20 protein-coding genes are annotated in these 15,406 nt (G+C 41.9%); 11 read left to right on the top strand and 9 right to left on the bottom strand.

What is annotated here, in order from left to right; translation table 11 throughout:
• Positions 1 to 225: 225 nt before the first annotated feature.
• From ACTJJD_RS17210 to ACTJJD_RS17220, 3 genes are all read left to right on the top strand, one after another.
• Positions 226 to 738: a hypothetical protein gene (locus tag ACTJJD_RS17210; RefSeq protein WP_017366836.1), complete on the top strand. Its 513-nt coding sequence runs from the start codon at positions 226 to 228 to the stop codon at positions 736 to 738.
• Between the two features lie 131 nt (positions 739 to 869).
• Positions 870 to 1,829, top strand: a complete 960-nt coding sequence (gene corA / locus ACTJJD_RS17215) for a magnesium/cobalt transporter CorA (RefSeq protein WP_007496624.1) — start codon at positions 870 to 872, stop codon at positions 1,827 to 1,829.
• Positions 1,830 to 1,862: 33 nt separating this feature from the next.
• The gene (locus tag ACTJJD_RS17220) at positions 1,863 to 2,357 is read left to right on the top strand and encodes a DUF2716 domain-containing protein (protein WP_440608697.1); all 495 of its coding nucleotides are present in this window, start codon (positions 1,863 to 1,865) and stop codon (positions 2,355 to 2,357) included.
• A 232-nt stretch (positions 2,358 to 2,589) separates the two neighbouring features.
• On the opposite strand, the gene pdaA is transcribed toward ACTJJD_RS17220, so the two are convergent.
• Positions 2,590 to 3,381, bottom strand: coding sequence for a delta-lactam-biosynthetic de-N-acetylase (gene pdaA / locus ACTJJD_RS17225; RefSeq protein WP_019743543.1), 792 nt, complete (start codon positions 3,379 to 3,381; stop codon positions 2,590 to 2,592).
• Between the two features lie 102 nt (positions 3,382 to 3,483).
• The gene (locus ACTJJD_RS17230; RefSeq protein WP_003218031.1) at positions 3,484 to 3,675 is read right to left on the bottom strand and encodes an SE1561 family protein; all 192 of its coding nucleotides are present in this window, start codon (positions 3,673 to 3,675) and stop codon (positions 3,484 to 3,486) included.
• Positions 3,676 to 3,822: 147 nt separating this feature from the next.
• On the opposite strand from ACTJJD_RS17230, the gene yfkAB reads away from it, so the two are divergent.
• From yfkAB to ACTJJD_RS17250, 4 genes are all read left to right on the top strand, one after another.
• Positions 3,823 to 4,944, top strand: a complete 1,122-nt coding sequence (yfkAB, locus tag ACTJJD_RS17235) for a radical SAM/CxCxxxxC motif protein YfkAB (protein WP_366968837.1) — start codon at positions 3,823 to 3,825, stop codon at positions 4,942 to 4,944.
• A gap of 7 nt (positions 4,945 to 4,951) precedes the next feature.
• On the top strand, positions 4,952 to 5,788 hold the full coding sequence (locus ACTJJD_RS17240; protein ID WP_025206933.1) for a mechanosensitive ion channel family protein: 837 nt from the start codon (positions 4,952 to 4,954) through the stop codon (positions 5,786 to 5,788).
• Between the two features lie 62 nt (positions 5,789 to 5,850).
• Positions 5,851 to 6,261 carry a nuclear transport factor 2 family protein gene (locus ACTJJD_RS17245; RefSeq protein WP_224562626.1) on the top strand — a complete coding sequence of 137 codons (411 nt, stop codon included), beginning with the start codon at positions 5,851 to 5,853 and terminating at the stop codon, positions 6,259 to 6,261.
• Positions 6,262 to 6,393: 132 nt separating this feature from the next.
• Entirely contained in the window at positions 6,394 to 7,113 is a 720-nt protein-coding gene (locus tag ACTJJD_RS17250; RefSeq protein WP_007496614.1) for a YebC/PmpR family DNA-binding transcriptional regulator, read from the top strand.
• 374 nt (positions 7,114 to 7,487) lie between these two features.
• Here ACTJJD_RS17250 and ACTJJD_RS17255 read toward each other — a convergent pair whose 3' ends face one another.
• The 3 genes from ACTJJD_RS17255 to ACTJJD_RS17265 form a co-directional block, all read right to left on the bottom strand.
• Positions 7,488 to 8,270, bottom strand: coding sequence for a YfkD famly protein (locus ACTJJD_RS17255; RefSeq protein WP_017366830.1), 783 nt, complete (start codon positions 8,268 to 8,270; stop codon positions 7,488 to 7,490).
• A 67-nt stretch (positions 8,271 to 8,337) separates the two neighbouring features.
• The gene (cax, locus tag ACTJJD_RS17260) at positions 8,338 to 9,405 is read right to left on the bottom strand and encodes a calcium/proton exchanger (RefSeq protein WP_440600507.1); all 1,068 of its coding nucleotides are present in this window, start codon (positions 9,403 to 9,405) and stop codon (positions 8,338 to 8,340) included.
• A 65-nt stretch (positions 9,406 to 9,470) separates the two neighbouring features.
• Positions 9,471 to 9,848: an OsmC family protein gene (locus ACTJJD_RS17265; protein ID WP_041090698.1), complete on the bottom strand. Its 378-nt coding sequence runs from the start codon at positions 9,846 to 9,848 to the stop codon at positions 9,471 to 9,473.
• Positions 9,849 to 9,923: 75 nt separating this feature from the next.
• Here ACTJJD_RS17265 and ACTJJD_RS17270 point away from each other — a divergent pair, with 75 nt between their 5' ends.
• The gene (locus ACTJJD_RS17270; protein ID WP_008341750.1) at positions 9,924 to 11,087 is read left to right on the top strand and encodes an MFS transporter; all 1,164 of its coding nucleotides are present in this window, start codon (positions 9,924 to 9,926) and stop codon (positions 11,085 to 11,087) included.
• A gap of 14 nt (positions 11,088 to 11,101) precedes the next feature.
• On the top strand, positions 11,102 to 11,602 hold the full coding sequence (locus ACTJJD_RS17275) for a GNAT family N-acetyltransferase (protein ID WP_440608698.1): 501 nt from the start codon (positions 11,102 to 11,104) through the stop codon (positions 11,600 to 11,602).
• A gap of 40 nt (positions 11,603 to 11,642) precedes the next feature.
• Here ACTJJD_RS17275 and ACTJJD_RS17280 read toward each other — a convergent pair whose 3' ends face one another.
• Genes ACTJJD_RS17280 through ACTJJD_RS17295 form a run of 4 tightly spaced genes read right to left on the bottom strand, consistent with a single transcriptional unit; the run spans position 11,643 to position 13,478 of the window.
• Positions 11,643 to 11,786, bottom strand: coding sequence for a hypothetical protein (locus ACTJJD_RS17280; RefSeq protein ID WP_162484020.1), 144 nt, complete (start codon positions 11,784 to 11,786; stop codon positions 11,643 to 11,645).
• Positions 11,787 to 11,817: 31 nt separating this feature from the next.
• The gene (locus ACTJJD_RS17285; RefSeq protein WP_008341753.1) at positions 11,818 to 12,636 is read right to left on the bottom strand and encodes a YihY/virulence factor BrkB family protein; all 819 of its coding nucleotides are present in this window, start codon (positions 12,634 to 12,636) and stop codon (positions 11,818 to 11,820) included.
• Positions 12,637 to 12,654: 18 nt separating this feature from the next.
• The gene (locus ACTJJD_RS17290; RefSeq protein ID WP_035391343.1) at positions 12,655 to 12,987 is read right to left on the bottom strand and encodes a hypothetical protein; all 333 of its coding nucleotides are present in this window, start codon (positions 12,985 to 12,987) and stop codon (positions 12,655 to 12,657) included.
• Positions 12,988 to 13,007: 20 nt separating this feature from the next.
• Positions 13,008 to 13,478, bottom strand: coding sequence for a low molecular weight protein-tyrosine-phosphatase (locus ACTJJD_RS17295; protein WP_008341755.1), 471 nt, complete (start codon positions 13,476 to 13,478; stop codon positions 13,008 to 13,010).
• Positions 13,479 to 13,652: 174 nt separating this feature from the next.
• On the opposite strand from ACTJJD_RS17295, the gene ACTJJD_RS17300 reads away from it, so the two are divergent.
• The gene (locus tag ACTJJD_RS17300) at positions 13,653 to 15,008 is read left to right on the top strand and encodes an alanine/glycine:cation symporter family protein (protein ID WP_039168032.1); all 1,356 of its coding nucleotides are present in this window, start codon (positions 13,653 to 13,655) and stop codon (positions 15,006 to 15,008) included.
• A gap of 75 nt (positions 15,009 to 15,083) precedes the next feature.
• Positions 15,084 to 15,299 (top strand): DUF1128 domain-containing protein, encoded by a 216-nt coding sequence (locus ACTJJD_RS17305; RefSeq protein WP_008341757.1) that lies wholly within the window; start codon positions 15,084 to 15,086, stop codon positions 15,297 to 15,299.
• Positions 15,300 to 15,406: the final 107 nt, after the last annotated feature.

Genomic DNA, 15,406 nt, shown 5'->3' on the forward strand with positions numbered 1-15,406 from the left:
TCATTTTCCTTAAATTAGAAATAGAACCTATGGGTGATATCTTCTATTCCAAAAATATTTGTATAATTATGACATATCAAGGAGGTGAACAAAGGAATTAGCGGATTAGGCAATCATTTGTTTCATCTTGCAGGAACATATTTACCTCATTGATAACCGGCTTCACCTAGTTTCACGTTTTACTAAAAGAAGACCCAAAATTTAAAAACAAAGGAGATCCGACCAATGAAAAAAACAATTCTTTCTGTTGCCCTTGCCACTGCTGTTTCTTCGACACTACCAGTATTCGCTGACGCTGCTGAAAAAACATCATCAGCACCCGTCTCTACTACACTACAGCAAACTGTTTTAAACAAAGCTGCTGAAGGTAAAGCTGGAACGACAGCTAGTCCTAATGTTAACGTCAATTTTGATGTCCTTGGAATTGCCAATGCAATCATTAACGCAGTAAATGCAAATGCCAACCGTTCTGGATTCGTTAAAGGTGTAATGGAAAGCACATTCTATGCTGCTGGCGGCAGATATAACGTCATGGTCTTTAACCTAAGCCAAAACTATGAAGACCGCTTTAATGGCGTGAAAACTTTCGCTACTGCTAACCTTGGTAATGTTGTTTACGGTATTTGGGTTTTTGAGAGCGGTACATTTAAAAACAACGGAGATGGCGGCTGGGATAACTGGGCATTTAGAGGCTGGTTTGACCGTCAAAATAAATTCGTTACGTTCCATCGTCCTTAATTCTCGCTTTATCCATCAATCATACACGCACATTGGACCGATCTCATCGCTGAGATCGGCTTTTTTGTGGTGAAAACGTATAAGTTCACCGCTGCTGCTTCATGATATAATGCAAGTCTGGAGGGGTGCACATGCTGAAAAAACTTGCAGTGACAAAAAACGGCGACTTGATTGAACATGCAACATTGCAGCAGCTTTCAAGCCCCGATATTGCCTGGTATTGGATTGATTTTTATGCGCCAACGGAAAAGGAAGCAGCACTGTTAAAGGAATTTTTTCAGTTCCATCCGCTTGCGATTGAAGATTGCTTCCATTATTTACAGCGGCCAAAGCTTGATTTTTATGAAGGGTATTTATTTTTCGTCCTTCATGCCCTCAATCAAAAAACACTTCGATCTGAAGAAGTCGACCTGTTTGTTGGAGAAAACTATATCGTTACTTTTCATTTGAAGGAAGCACCCTACATTGATCGAGTCATTCGAAAGCTCAAAGGGTCTGATAAAGCGCGAGAGAGTGGTCCAGAGCATATGGCTTATATGCTGATTGACCAGCTCGTCGATGATTATTTTCCTATTATTTATCAAATTGAGGACAGGCTCAATGAAATCGAGGATGAAGAAGGGCATAAAACGTATGGTACATTAATGAACGAAGTATTCGGTATTCGATCCGATTTGCTCAAACTGCGCAGAACCATTATCCCGATGAGGGACCTCTTATATCGAATTGTGAACACGAATATGATGAAAAGCGATGCAAACCGGCAAGCATATTTTAATGATATTTATGATCATCTATTGAAACTAACAGAGATCGTTGAGTCAAATCGTGATATGACAGCCGATTTACGAGACAGCTATCAAACACTAAATTCCAACCGAATGAATGCCATCATGATGACACTGACCATTGTCTCGACGATTTTTATTCCACTCACCTTTATTGTTGGGGTGTATGGGATGAACTTTGATAACATGCCTGAATTACACTGGAAATATGGCTATTTTGGCGTACTGATTTTCATGGGTTTGCTTGTCTCAGGGATGCTTTTGTGGTTTAAACATAAAGGATGGTTTAGGATTTTCAAATAGTTTTTTGAGAGAAGTGCTTGAAAGGGAGATACTATGGAAAACTGGATTCCACTGTCAGACAAAGAACTAAAGTACGCATGGAAAACATTTGATCAAAAGTTTAAATTTAACCCAAGCATTTCTCGCTTTCCCGGTTTTCAAGCACCATCTCCTTACATCACATATGATATCTCTGCTTATTTCGCGGACCCTTCTCTCCTAAGTGCGGATGAAGACCTTGAAAAGAAGGCACTGCTGTCTTTTCAGGAGAATATCACCGGAACTGGCGAATATATGCTGGTACTTGATTGGCAGCATGAATGCTATTGGATCACACCATACGGCTCATTTGAAAAAGATGAATTTGGAGAATGGAGAGTTCCTGTGCTCCCAAATGGAGATGACTATTTCTTTTTATCAAAAGAGATGACCTGGGGTCTACTAGGACATCCTTGGGAGCAAAGCATCACGATTTTCGGTGAGGGCTTGATTGACTCCTTTACTCGTCATCGTCCCCTTTTGTTCCAGCGTAAAATAAGAGAAGGATAAGTCAAAAAGCTTGCAGTGTCTGCAAGCTTCGGATTGTTGACAAAGGGCTAAAATGTTGTTTATTTTAGCCCTTTGTCTTCTTTTCAGCGTGATAGAAAACCTTTGCAGTCTAGGAAGGACGAGTACTGGCGCGGAGCGAATGTCACATTCGTGAGCACCAGCACGCAGGACTGACAAAGAATGCGAGGGTTTGTCTACACGCTGAAGCTTGCAGATGTCTGCAAGCTTTTTTCTATAGCTGAGGGAGATGCCATACTTTTTCAAGCATGAGATCGTCTAAGCTTTTAAAGGTATATCCTTGTTTTTTTAAAGCAGTGATGGCATCATCAAGTGCCTCAGCATTGTCCCTTGAGACGGTATGAAGTAAGTAAATGGCACCCGGATGCGCCTGTTTCATCATTTGATTGTACGCATACTGTTTTCCTTTTTGATGGTGGATATGCCAATCTACAAACGCTACTGACCAGAAAACGCTTTGGTAGCCAAGCTGTTTCGTTTCCTTTAGTACCCTTTCACTGAACACCCCGCGCGGTGGACGAAGGTAGAGGTTATCTTGTTTTCCTGTGATTTTGTATACCGCTTCATTGACACGATCCAGTTCTTCTTTGATTTCTTTCGTGCTCTTTGTTGTTAAATCTGGATGGTGATAGGAATGGTTGCCAATAATATGACCTTCCTCTGCCATACGTTTGACGAGCTTGGGCTGGTCCTTTACGAAGTGCCCAGTCACAAAAAAGGTGCCTGGTACTTGATGCTTTTTCAGCACGTCCAAGATTTTGGGTGTGTACCCATTTTCATAGCCATTATCGAAAGTAAAATAAATCTCTTTCTTTTTCGTATTTCCTAAATAGAAAGCATCATATTTCTTTAAGAGTGTCGTCAGTTCCTTGCCGGCATCTGCTGGCTTGTGCCCTTTGCTTTTAGCAAATCCCCAATGAATAGGCTGATTAGACACGGCTTCTAAGTTTGAAAAAGGCATCGATACAAAAAGCGCACATAGACAGATCAGTATGCATTTTTTCATTTACGTCACTTCCCGGTTTTTCTTCTATTGTGCAGAATATACCGGGTACTCATACACTTTTTGACCTGCCAATTTAAAGAAAAAAGCCCGCATCAGCGCGAGCTATTCTTCCTTCCAATCGGTTTTAAACCGTTCATATTTCGCTTCTAGGTCGTCAATCATCTGGATGAGTCTGTCTATATCCTCAACGTCTGTGGATTCAGGATCTAATGAATCAATCACATTCATAAACATATCTAATCGGTTCTTTAAATAATCAACCTGCTGCTCTTTGCTGTCTGCTGCCTTGCCCATAGATACACTCCCTTTAGCATTTGTTTATAGCTTATCTTTTTTTCCTTTGTAAATCAATTGTGTCCCCTCTTGCGTATAACGGTGATGGGGCTTAAAATTAACTGTTGGCGGGTCTATGTTTGCCCGAATGAAAAGGAGATAGATACCATGAACCAAAAAACAGCACTTCGTCCGATTACACCTGCATTCGACCCTTGGGAAGCCTATCTCGATGTGCAGGATTACGGAGAAATGAAGCTGACAAATATTGAATTGACGACAACGACGTTGTGTAACATGAGATGTGAGCACTGTGCGGTTGGCTATACTTTGCAGCCAAAAGATCCGAATGCACTGCCACTCGATTTACTGCTTCGCCGTTTAGATGAAGTACCACTCTTGCGTTCCCTTAGCATTACAGGCGGAGAGCCGATGCTGTCTCTGAAATCTGTACGGGAATATGTCGTCCCTTTATTAAAGTATGCCCATGAACGCGGCGTCCGTACCCAAATTAATTCGAATTTAACGCTTGATTTGGCTCGATATGAAGAGATTATTCCATACTTGGATGTCCTACACATTTCACATAACTGGGGAACAGTCGAAGAGTTTGCTACGGTTGGTTTTGCAATGATGGACCGAAAGCCAACCTTTGAGCAGCGCGAAAAATTGTTTAACCGCATGATCGAGAATAGTCAGGCCCTTGTGAAAGCGGGTGTAACCGTATCTGCTGAAACGATGCTGAATAAGCGTACGCTTCCTTATATTGAACACATCCATCGTCAAATCGTGGACGAGATGAAATGCCAGCGCCACGAAGTTCATCCGATGTATCCAAGTGATTTTGCCAGCGCCCTTGAATCATTGTCGCTTCCGCAAATGCGGGATGCGATTCATCAGTTGCTCGATGTTCGTGATGAGAACACATGGATGCTGTTTGGCACATTGCCATTTTATTCATGCAGCACAGATGAAGAAGACCAGCGCCTCTTGACTCGATTGCGTCAAGCGAAAAATGTGACAGTACGAAATGACCCTGATGGCCGTTCACGGTTGAATGTGAATATTTTTGATGGGAATATTATTGTGACAGACTTTGGCGATACACCGCCATTAGGAAATATTGAAACCGATACGTTGCAATCAGCTTATACACGCTGGATGAACACAAAATTGGCAAATGAACTGAATTGTCATTGCCCAAGTGTGCAATGCCTTGGTCCGAATGTTCTTGTGAAAAACAGTTATTATCAAGATGTTGATTTTACTTCTCGTACAGCCAGGGGGTAACCGATAGATGGACGAAACATTTCTGACAGTGGTCAAGAACAAATACATTGAAATTCTCCTTGTTGGCCTCATTCTTTGGCTTGCCGTCTTTATGATCAACAAAGCGCTTCAGATTTTCTTTAAACGCACTGAATTCATTGAAGATAAAAAGAAAAAAACGATTGAGAGCTTGGTCAAATCAGTTTCAAAGTATACAGCTTCCATATGTTTTGTCTTATATGTGATTTCTTTATTCTTTCATGACTTTGGGAAGATTCTTGCGGGGGCTGGTGTGGCTGGAATTGTCATTGGTTTTGGTGCTCAAACCTTGATTCGTGACATTTTAGCTGGTATCTTCCTCATTTATGAACGGCAAATTCATAAAGGTGACTATGTGACGGTCAATAATCTTTTTAACGGAACCATTGAAGAAATTGGTCTCCGGTCTTTGCAAATTAGAGAATGGAGCGGCAAGCTGTTAACCATTTCAAACGGAGACATTCGTCAAATCCAAAACTACAATATGCACTACATGCGAATCACAGAGTCAGTCTTGATCAGCGCAAACCAAAATCCTGACATTGCTTTCAAGGCGCTAGAAACAGCATGTGATCAGTTAAATCAAATGCATCATGATTTACTGAAAAAAGATGAATTCCAAAACGCCATTGAACCTTTTCAGGTTCATGGCATTATGGGGCTCAATAAATTGAATCGCGGGATTGAGATCACCGTAAAAGGAATGGTCGAGGATGAAAAATACTTCGAAGCCGCCCTCGCTGTGCGAAAAGAAATGATCACACAACTTCATCAGCATGATGTGAAATTGCTTGAGGATCTCGTCTATCCACAGCCTGCAAAATAACCTCATTTTGATGGGGTTATTTTTTTGATTGTTTTTAGTTAACCAATTAACTAAAAGGAAGGATGTTTACATTGAGAAAAACTGAAGCGATTTTTTTTATTAAGCAAATGTATCAAGAGGTGTTAATCCAATTAGATATAGAAAAGGTGGAGACTTATTTTTCTTCAGATTATCAGCAAGTCACTGATGGAAAGGTCTCTTCCCTTGATGAATTTAAAAAGCATCTCTCCACATTAAAAGTCATGACCAAACAGCTCGACATCCCCGCCTTTCATGATATGTTGTTTGATGAAGAGACTCAGCAAGGGTGTTTTCGTTACACTGTACATGTTGAGCTGTCCACAGGAGACCACGGTCTAATAGATGTGATGGCGTTATTTACTTTATTAGATGGTAGAATCATTCGGTGTGATGAGCTGACTAGACCGCATGAGAAAAATAAGACGCTTGAACAACTTGGACATATCAGCTAAGGAATTCTTTTCTTTTCAGCCCTCTTACTTCTATCCTCTTGACTGATTCATGTATAATAGAAAGCAGATTGATTTCATGCAGCATGGGGACCCTCATACTGTGTATTTACTAAGTGAAAGAGAGTGAATAAGATGGGTCGTAAATGGAACAACATTAAAGAAAAGAAAGCATCAAAGGATGCCAATACAAGTCGTATTTACGCAAAATTCGGGCGTGAAATCTATGTGGCTGCCAAGCAAGGTGAGCCAAATCCAGAATCAAACCAAGCACTTCGTTTTGTCCTAGAACGTGCAAAAACATATAGTGTCCCAAAACACATTGTGGACCGTGCGATTGAAAAAGCAAAAGGCGGCGCAGAAGAGAACTTCGATGAGCTTCGTTACGAAGGATTTGGTCCAAACGGATCTATGGTGATCGTTGATGCCCTGACCAATAACGTCAACCGCACAGCGTCTGATGTTCGTGCAGCATTTGGGAAAAACGGCGGAAATATGGGCGTCAGTGGATCTGTTGCTTACATGTTTGACCAAACAGCGGTGATCGGTGTCGAGGGGAAAAGTGAAGAAGAAACGCTTGAACTTTTAATGGAAGCAGACATTGATGTACGTGACATTATGGAAGAAGATGATACGGTGATCGTCTATGCTGAACCAGATCAATTCCATCAAGTTCAAGAAGCGTTCAAACAGGCAGGCGTAGAAGAATTTACTGTCGCCGAAATCACAATGCTGCCTCAAAACGAAGTGACATTAGATGATGAATCGAAAGCACAATTCGAGAAACTAATCGATGTATTAGAAGAGCTTGAAGACGTGCAGCAAGTTTATCATAATGTGGATTTAGGGGAATAATCAGCTAAGCCATCGTAGTTGTTGGGTTCATTCAACTTCTGCGTTGGCTTTTTTATTGTCTAGGTAAGGTTTACGTTCTACTCAAGACCATGTAATATGAAGAAAGAGTCGTTTCCACAAATAACCAAGGAGCTGAGTTTCATTTTTAAAACATGGTGGTTTTCGTATTATGGCTTTATGATCCTCCCTTTTATTGGCCTATGCTTAATTTTCAACAACTTGACGATATTCACTAAAGTCTTTCTCTTTCTTTTCTTTGTATGGGTTTTATATAACGCCTTTGATTTTTACATTCATGAAATGAAAAAGAAAAAAGATAGGACATCTTAATCAAAAAACAGTCATCTCCCCTTGGTAAGAGGAGATGACTGTTTTTAATTCATCCCTTGAAACCCAAACGTCAGGTGATCCTGAACAGGAATCCAAGCGCCAATTCCTTGTGAGGTCACGTTTTTCACGACGAGTTTGCGTTTATTTCCTTTGAGCACAAGATACACTTCTCCGTAAGTAACCTTTCCTTTTTCGTTAATGGCTGGAGCGTATGCATGCAGGGTTGCTGCTTTTTTCGGAGATACATGGTAGGACTGATCTCGCTTTGTTCCTGCACCAATCACTGTGTCGAAGGCGAGCGGAAGTTTTGTTTTTTGGATGGCTTTTTGCATCATCAATGTTTTCACATCTTCTGGGTTTGGTACTTTTGCTGTGAGCCCTCCACTTACTTTTACTTGTTGCTTTTGCACATATTTGCCGATGGCTGTTTTGTTTCCGCCTCTATTATCAATGTGATTCGTGTTCACTTTTTTGTATTCCCAATTGGCGACGGTTTCGTTTGAATCATAGCTAAGTGCCCATCTTCCAAGAAAAATCGTTGCCCTGTAGCCAACTGCTAACGGTGTACCTGAGATACTGGATTCATTCAACATTTTAATCAAATGTGTATTTTCAATTGGTACACTTGTTGTTTTAAATAATTCGGCCGTCAGCTCGCTCGGCTGTAGCAGCGGTTGATCTTGTGACGCATTTGGATACGTATTTTCCTTTGAGATACTGGCGACAGACGATGGCACCTTAAACGGCTTTGCTGCCTCGGCTGGAAAACTGTATAGAAAACTTAAGGATAAGAGAACAACAAACATGATGCGGGGCATCTTTTTCATATCATCACTCTTTCTCATTCATTTTTCCATAGTATTTTCCCGAAAGACGTCCCTTATCCACAAAAGATTATAAAAGGAAAAATCCAATCGCCATAATGAAATAGGCAGCGAGCAATGTAGCACCTTCAAACCAGTTCGTATCCCCATCATTTGAAAGGATGACCGTTAGTAAAACAGAGGATGCCATGGCAATGAGCTCTGGTAATGAGAAGATCAGTGGCATTTGCTTTTCAAAAAACAGAGAGCTGATCACAAGGATCGGTGCGACCATCATGGCGACTTGAAGCGTAGAACCGAAAGCAATTTCGACCGCGACATCCATTTTGTTTTTATACGCCATAATGACAGCAGATGCGTGTTCTGCTGCATTACCGACAATCGCAACAATGATGACCCCGATAAACAGTTCACTCCAGCCAAACTGTTCTCCGACTGTGTCAAATGTATGGACGAGCCGCTCTGAAATATACGCCACAGCAATTGTCGCAAGGAGTAAAATCGCCGTGGCAAACTTCCCAGACCATTCTGGTGTTTCTTCTTCCGTCGCTGCTTCTCCTTCCGTAATTTCCTGCTTGGCAACATAAACACCTCTGTGGCTGACCAGTTTGAAATAGAGTGCTGCGACATAAAGCAAAATCATCACGATGCTAATGCCGATACTTAAAGCAAATTGACGATCTTCTGCCATCCCTATGGAAAAGACTTCTGGAATGACAAATGCCACAATAATCGCAAACATAAGCAGCCCAGAGTTATGCCTTGCATCGTGGACATTGAACTCTTGTCGTTTAAATTTCAATCCGCCAACGAAAAAAGACAATCCAGCCACGAGCAGTAAATTGCCGATCACTGAGCCAGTGAGTGAAGCAAGGACAATGGCGGTGAGTCCTTGTTTTAATGCAAAAAATGAAATGATTAATTCCACTGCATTTCCAAAAGTAGCGTTTAATAACCCACCAATTCTTGGTCCCGCTATAATGGCAAGACTCTCTGTCGCTCTTCCCATATAACTTGCAAGACCGATGATGGCGATACAATAGACGGCGAACATGACAGCCTGCGGAAAATGAAGAAAACTACCAATTACAGATAATGGAACACCGATTGCGACAATCACAAGAAACAAACGATTCATACAGCCAATCTCCTTTACATCATATCTGACTGTTATTCTTTCGTGAGTGCCGGCATCATATACATTTAGATTCGTTCGTGTGAAAGGGTGATATCAATCGTTCCTTTCACGGATTGCACCATGGAGCAATGCTTCAACGCAAGTTTCATTACTTTTTCCAGCTGTTCATCAGAGGTGCTGATGCTTTCAAAGATCATATGTAAATGAATATGAGTGATTTTGTTTACAGTTCCTTCTCTTGTCGTTTCAGGCGTAATGGTCAGTCCTTGATAGGATATTCGTTTTTTCCGGCATACATGAATGACCATTTCTCCAAAACAGCCCGCAATAGCCGAGGTGAACAATTGATACGGCCTGTATCCCGCTTCTTCATTTCCTGAAATATGTAGCTGCCTTTGATCAGCATTTGCGACCCACCGATCATTTTCGTATATCAGCTTCATTCCTTTTCCACCTTTCTATTGAAACCCCTATGGTTCCATTGTACGATGAAAGCATGAACTTGTAAGGAGCTTCTTATGTCGAGAATTCATTTTATGATTTTAATTTTACTTGTATCCGTATCTGGTTTTTCGCAGGGAGCGTTACTGCCAGTGATTTCGATTATTTTCGAACATGCCGGCACTTCCCCGACGTTAAACGGACTGCATGCCACCGGCTTATATCTCGGCGTGCTGCTTGCGTCTCCTTTTATGGAAGCGCCGCTGCGCCGCTTCGGATTTAAACCATTGATCGTCATTGGGGGCGCTGCTGTCTTTTTAAGTTTGTTTAGCTTTGTCTTTATTGAATCTTATGTCGTCTGGTTCTTCTTGCGGCTGATGATCGGCATCGGTGATCATATGCTTCATTTCTCCACACAGACGTGGGTAACCTACGCCTCATCATCTAGAAATCGCGGGCGAAATATTTCATTGTATGGGTTATCCTTTGGACTCGGTTTTGCCGCTGGCCCTTTTTTAACACCACTCATTGAAATCAATCCATCCTTGCCGTTTATTGTGTCTGGTGCAGTTAGTTTGTGTATTTGGCTGCTTGTGTTTGTTTTAAAAAATACATATCCTGATACAGGTGAAATGCAGACGTCAGAGCAGACAAATAGTTTGAAGCGCTTCAAGAAGGCGTTTCAATTTGGCTGGGTAGCGTTTATGATGCCGTTTTGCTATGGCTTTTTAGAGACGACGCTCAATAGTAATTTCCCTGTGTATGCATTGAGAAGCGGGGTGACGATAGATGCTGTTGCGTTTATTTTACCTGCGTTTGCGATTGGGAGTATTGTTTTTCAGCTTCCACTCGGGATGCTGAGTGACCGTTTCGGCAGACGACGAATGATTTTAGTTGTGACACTCGTCGGTTCATTCTTTTTCCTTTTAGCAGGGATTTTCATTCAGTCCGTTTTGGCTGTTGCGATCTGTTTCTTTATCGCAGGTATGGCTGTAGGTTCGACCTTCTCACTTGGCATCAGTTATATGACAGACTTATTGCCAAAGCATCTGCTGCCTGCTGGGAATTTGATGTGCGGGATGGCGTTTAGTGCAGGAAGTATTCTCGGTCCGGTTCTTGGCGGATTCTTTGTGCAGACGTTCGAGGGCATGAATTTACTTTACCTTGTCAGCATTGTGATTTTATTTGTATTTTGTTGTGTTCGATTTGGGAAGACGCTGGCAGTGGTTGAAAGTAACTAAATGGAGGATCTATTTTGTTTACATTTAACATTTCAGATGACTTAAAATTGGCATGTTTACAAGTAGCCGATGCAGATGCATTATTTGCACTTATCCAGCAGAATAAAGATCACTTGGGAGAGTGGCTACCATGGGTGAATCACTGTCATCGCATAGAAGATGTTCAATCATTTATTCAATCTGCCCGCGCTGCCTATGCTGAAAAAAAAGATATAGAAGCAGGTATCGTATTAAACGATCAATTAATCGGTGTATTCCGCATGACGTTTCAGCATCGGATAGGCAATATTGGGTATTGGATTGGTGAAGCTGCGCAAGGGCAAGGTATTGTGACCAAAACAGTGAAATGTATGACAGATGCCTTTGCTCCTGAAGTCGATGGATTTGAAATCTTTTGTCCTGTTGGGCATGTCAGAAGTGAACGTGTTGCGATGAAAGCAGGCTTTCAGCTCGATCCAAACTATCAGCCAAAGCCTGATGCAACTTTTCTCCTGAAGCGTTATATACGAAATTGAATCATTAAAAACTCCCCTGCACCTATGCAGAGGAGTTTTTTCATCTAGTGATACCCATTTTGCCCATTCGCACTTCCACTTGTTTTGTGCTTTGGCTGATGGCCTTTGTTTTGTTTTGTGTTGCTTCCGCCTTTTTTCGATTGTTTAGACACTCGTTATTCCCCCATCCGTCAAGATTGAACATGTTCGTTCTCCTTTAGGATGCCCGGATTTCTTCACACCTTGCCTGGTACGATTTTACGCTTATGTAAAAGCGCATTGAGCTCGCCGCCGAGGATGATCATAATGCCGGTTAAATAAAACCAGATCATTAATATAATGATTCCCCCAATGCTTCCGTACATCGCACTATAGTTGGCAAATTCGCCTACATAAAATGAGAACAGCATGCTGACGAGAATCCAGCCAACAGAAGCAAATATGGCGCCCGGCAGCACAAATTTCAATTTCAGCCTGATGTTAGGGGCAAAATAATATAGGGATGTAAAAACAATCAGTAAAATCAGTGGACTAATAATCCATCTCATGGCTGTCCAAATGGTGAGAAACGCATCTGACTGCCCTACCAATTTGGCAACGAATAAGCCAAGCTCTTTTCCAAAGACAGGCAGCATCAAGGCAAAAATAATCGTAAGCACCATCGCAATGGTTAAGATGATCGATGTTAAACGTACGAGAATGAAGGAACGATTTTCCTCAACTTCGTAAGCGTGGTTAAATGCTCTGACCACCGCATTAATGCCGTTGGATGCAGACCATAGGGCGGCAATAATCCCGAATGACAACAATCCGCCGTTACGGTTATTCAGCGTCTCTTCGGCAATGGATTCAATCATCGAAAGCGCTCCCTCTGGCGCATAACCAGAAATGACGCTTAGAACATCCTTTGATGTCAGCGGCAAATAACCAACAAGCGTCAGCACGAAGATGAGAAACGGAAATAATGAAAGCAAAAAGAAATACGCAAGTTCAGCTGATTTTGCCGGTCCTTCATGCAGCAAAAAGCGTCCAATTAACGCTTTAACAAAACCCATACGCCTCATCTCCAATGATCAATCTTTCTGTTTCTTTTGAAAGTGATCCTTTGTTTCTTCAATAATCTCTAATACCTTTGGTGTTGTTTCCTTTAACTGATTCACCTGTTCATTCAGAAAAGACAAATCATCTGAGACCGTTCTCATCAATTGCTTCGTTTCTTCCATTTTTTCCTTCACGCAAGCAGACATCTTGCCAGGCTCCAGGCGGTATTCATCCAGCTTTTGCTGGCAGTCATTCCATTTTTCTTTCAGTGCAGTTCTTGTTGGACGATGAAATAATGTCAGCAATATGCCGCAGGCTGCGCCTATAACAGCTCCCCGAAGCACGATTTGTTTGTTCTCTTCCATCTCATCTGATCTCCTTTCAGTTAAAGGTGTTTCTCTTTTTTTACATACGTCAAAAAACGATCAATTCCTGTTTCAATTAAATCATGTACTTCCTCAAAGTTCCCAGTGTAATAAGGATCTGGCACATCGTCTCGATCGTCGTCTTCTACAAAGTCAAGAAGACGGCCAATAAAGTGATGTTTTCCATAGCCGGCTAAACTGCGGAGGGCGCCTACATTTTCAGCATCCATCGCAATGATATAGTCGTATGTGGTGATATCCTTATCCATGATTTGTCTTGCCGTCATTCCTTCATAGCTGATGCCCTTTTCATCAAGCAGCTTTCGTGTTCCTTCATGCGGAGGACTGCCTTGATGCCAGCCGCCAATGCCTGCTGAATCAATCACAAAGTGTTCACTCAGCCCTTCGTCTTCGACTCGTTTTCTAAACATCGCCTCTGCCATCGGTGACCTGCAAATATTGCCGAGGCATACAAATAATACATGAATCATCCTTCATTCTCCTCCTATCTTTTCCCTAAGAGTCCCTTTGGAAAACCTTTTCTCTATCATATCAAGCCCTTTTTCTTTTGGAAACTTTGCAAGAAAAACTCCCATCGGCATTGACAAAATACACAAAAAAAGGAGAAACTTTAGGAGAATTACACAAACAAAGGGGGACATTAGATGGGAATCATTGAGCAATTTGTCACGACGATGAACAATTTTTTGTGGGGGCCTCCCCTATTAATTTTAATTGTTGGTACTGGAATCTACCTCACCTTTCGGATCCTCTTCATTCAAATTAGATTACTTCCTTATTCTTTAAAGCTCGCTTTTTCAAAACAAGACAAAACATCAGAGGGAGATATCTCCCATTTCCAAGCATTAATGACGGCTCTTGCTGCAACTGTCGGTACAGGGAATATCGTCGGTGTTGCCTCAGCTGTCATTGCAGGTGGTCCTGGTGCAGTATTTTGGATGTGGTTTGCTGCATTTTTCGGGATGGCCACCAAGTTTGCAGAAGCTGTTCTGGCTGTAAAATACAGGGTCAAAAACGAAAAAGGCGAAATGTCTGGCGGACCTATGTATTATTTAGAGCATGGCTTAAAACAGAAATGGCTAGGGGTGCTATTTGCTGTTTTCGGTGCCAGTGCTGCCTTTGGGATCGGCAACCTGGTACAGTCTAATTCCATCTCAGGCGTCATGAATTCTACTTTTCAAATTCCAACATGGGTAACAGGTATCATCATTACCGCCTTTACGGCACTCGTGATTTTAGGCGGAATCAAAAGTATCGGCCGAGTGACATCTATTTTTGTACCAGTCATGGCTTTATTTTACGTCATTTGCGGGCTCATCATTCTTGTCATGAATGCTGATCTTGTTCCTGGTGCTGTCAGTCTTATTTTCTCAGATGCCTTTACAGGTCAAGCCGTGGCAGGTGGTGCGATTGGAACCGTTATTCGCTGGGGTGTCGCACGAGGCGTCTTTTCCAATGAAGCTGGTCTTGGATCAGCACCAATTGCTGCTGCAGCTGCGAAAACGGATATGCCTGCCCGTCAAGCTCTCGTCTCTATGACGCAAGTGTTTATTGATACCATCATAGTATGTTCTATCACTGGCATTACGATTGTCATGGCAGATATGTATTTAACAGAAAAAAGTGATGCGCTGACTTCGTTATCCTTTGCTCACTTCCTCGGTCCAGCTGGCTCAACCATCGTGGCAATCGGGCTGCTCCTGTTTGCCTATTCAACCATCATTGGCTGGTCCTATTATGGAGAGAAATGCTTTACATATTTGGCGAAGGATTCGTACGTCATGTATTATCGCATCGTGTTTGTGATAGCTGTCTTTTTCGGTGCCGTGTTTAAGAATGACTTCGTCTGGGGCGTAGCAGATATGCTCAATGGACTGATGGCCATTCCAAACTTAATTGGACTCATCGGTTTATCAGGTGTTGTGGTGTTTGAATCCAAACGAATCATTGATAAGATCAAAGAGGAGAAAAAGGAAAAAAACATTTCAGTGTCGTCATAATAGCCCTTTTATTCTTTTGCTTTTCTGTTAAAATAGACATATTATTCGACACATGCAGGAAAGGACGTGCCGCCCTTGTCACAGCAAAAAGCGGCTGAAGTCAATCAGCTGATTGAAGACATTTCGCAAAAGCTCAATATGCTGAATATTGGAGTCATCAAAGCCGAAGACTTCAGTCCAGATAAGTATGAAGATATTGAATTTCTTCACCAAATGGTGATGAAAAAATCTTCATTCAGCCCAAGTGAAATGCAAGCCATTGCAAGCGAGCTGAAAAGCTTAAGAAAATAATCGTGCACCTGATACTGAATTGCGGTTGACGCCGCTTTCTTACATCCATGCACAGAAAAAGCCAGCACCTCGCAAGGTGCTGGCTTTGTTTATCCTGTCAAAACTAC

The organism is Bacillus sp. 22446 (genome assembly GCF_052044955.1).
Taxonomy (GTDB): Bacteria; Bacillota; Bacilli; order Bacillales; family Bacillaceae; genus Bacillus; species Bacillus altitudinis.

Coding starts and splice junctions, on each gene's coding strand:
- ACTJJD_RS17210 (WP_017366836.1), top strand. CDS start 226: ATGAAAAAAACAATTCTTTCTGTTGCCCTTGCCACTGCTGTTTCTTCG.
- corA (WP_007496624.1), top strand. CDS start 870: ATGCTGAAAAAACTTGCAGTGACAAAAAACGGCGACTTGATTGAACAT.
- ACTJJD_RS17220 (WP_440608697.1), top strand. CDS start 1,863: ATGGAAAACTGGATTCCACTGTCAGACAAAGAACTAAAGTACGCATGG.
- pdaA (WP_019743543.1), bottom strand. CDS start 3,381: ATGAAAAAATGCATACTGATCTGTCTATGTGCGCTTTTTGTATCGATG.
- ACTJJD_RS17230 (WP_003218031.1), bottom strand. CDS start 3,675: ATGGGCAAGGCAGCAGACAGCAAAGAGCAGCAGGTTGATTATTTAAAG.
- yfkAB (WP_366968837.1), top strand. CDS start 3,823: ATGAACCAAAAAACAGCACTTCGTCCGATTACACCTGCATTCGACCCT.
- ACTJJD_RS17240 (WP_025206933.1), top strand. CDS start 4,952: ATGGACGAAACATTTCTGACAGTGGTCAAGAACAAATACATTGAAATT.
- ACTJJD_RS17245 (WP_224562626.1), top strand. CDS start 5,851: ATGTTTACATTGAGAAAAACTGAAGCGATTTTTTTTATTAAGCAAATG.
- ACTJJD_RS17250 (WP_007496614.1), top strand. CDS start 6,394: ATGGGTCGTAAATGGAACAACATTAAAGAAAAGAAAGCATCAAAGGAT.
- ACTJJD_RS17255 (WP_017366830.1), bottom strand. CDS start 8,270: ATGAAAAAGATGCCCCGCATCATGTTTGTTGTTCTCTTATCCTTAAGT.
- cax (WP_440600507.1), bottom strand. CDS start 9,405: ATGAATCGTTTGTTTCTTGTGATTGTCGCAATCGGTGTTCCATTATCT.
- ACTJJD_RS17265 (WP_041090698.1), bottom strand. CDS start 9,848: ATGAAGCTGATATACGAAAATGATCGGTGGGTCGCAAATGCTGATCAA.
- ACTJJD_RS17270 (WP_008341750.1), top strand. CDS start 9,924: ATGTCGAGAATTCATTTTATGATTTTAATTTTACTTGTATCCGTATCT.
- ACTJJD_RS17280 (WP_162484020.1), bottom strand. CDS start 11,786: ATGTTCAATCTTGACGGATGGGGGAATAACGAGTGTCTAAACAATCGA.
- ACTJJD_RS17285 (WP_008341753.1), bottom strand. CDS start 12,636: ATGGGTTTTGTTAAAGCGTTAATTGGACGCTTTTTGCTGCATGAAGGA.
- ACTJJD_RS17290 (WP_035391343.1), bottom strand. CDS start 12,987: ATGGAAGAGAACAAACAAATCGTGCTTCGGGGAGCTGTTATAGGCGCA.
- ACTJJD_RS17295 (WP_008341755.1), bottom strand. CDS start 13,478: ATGATTCATGTATTATTTGTATGCCTCGGCAATATTTGCAGGTCACCG.
- ACTJJD_RS17300 (WP_039168032.1), top strand. CDS start 13,653: ATGGGAATCATTGAGCAATTTGTCACGACGATGAACAATTTTTTGTGG.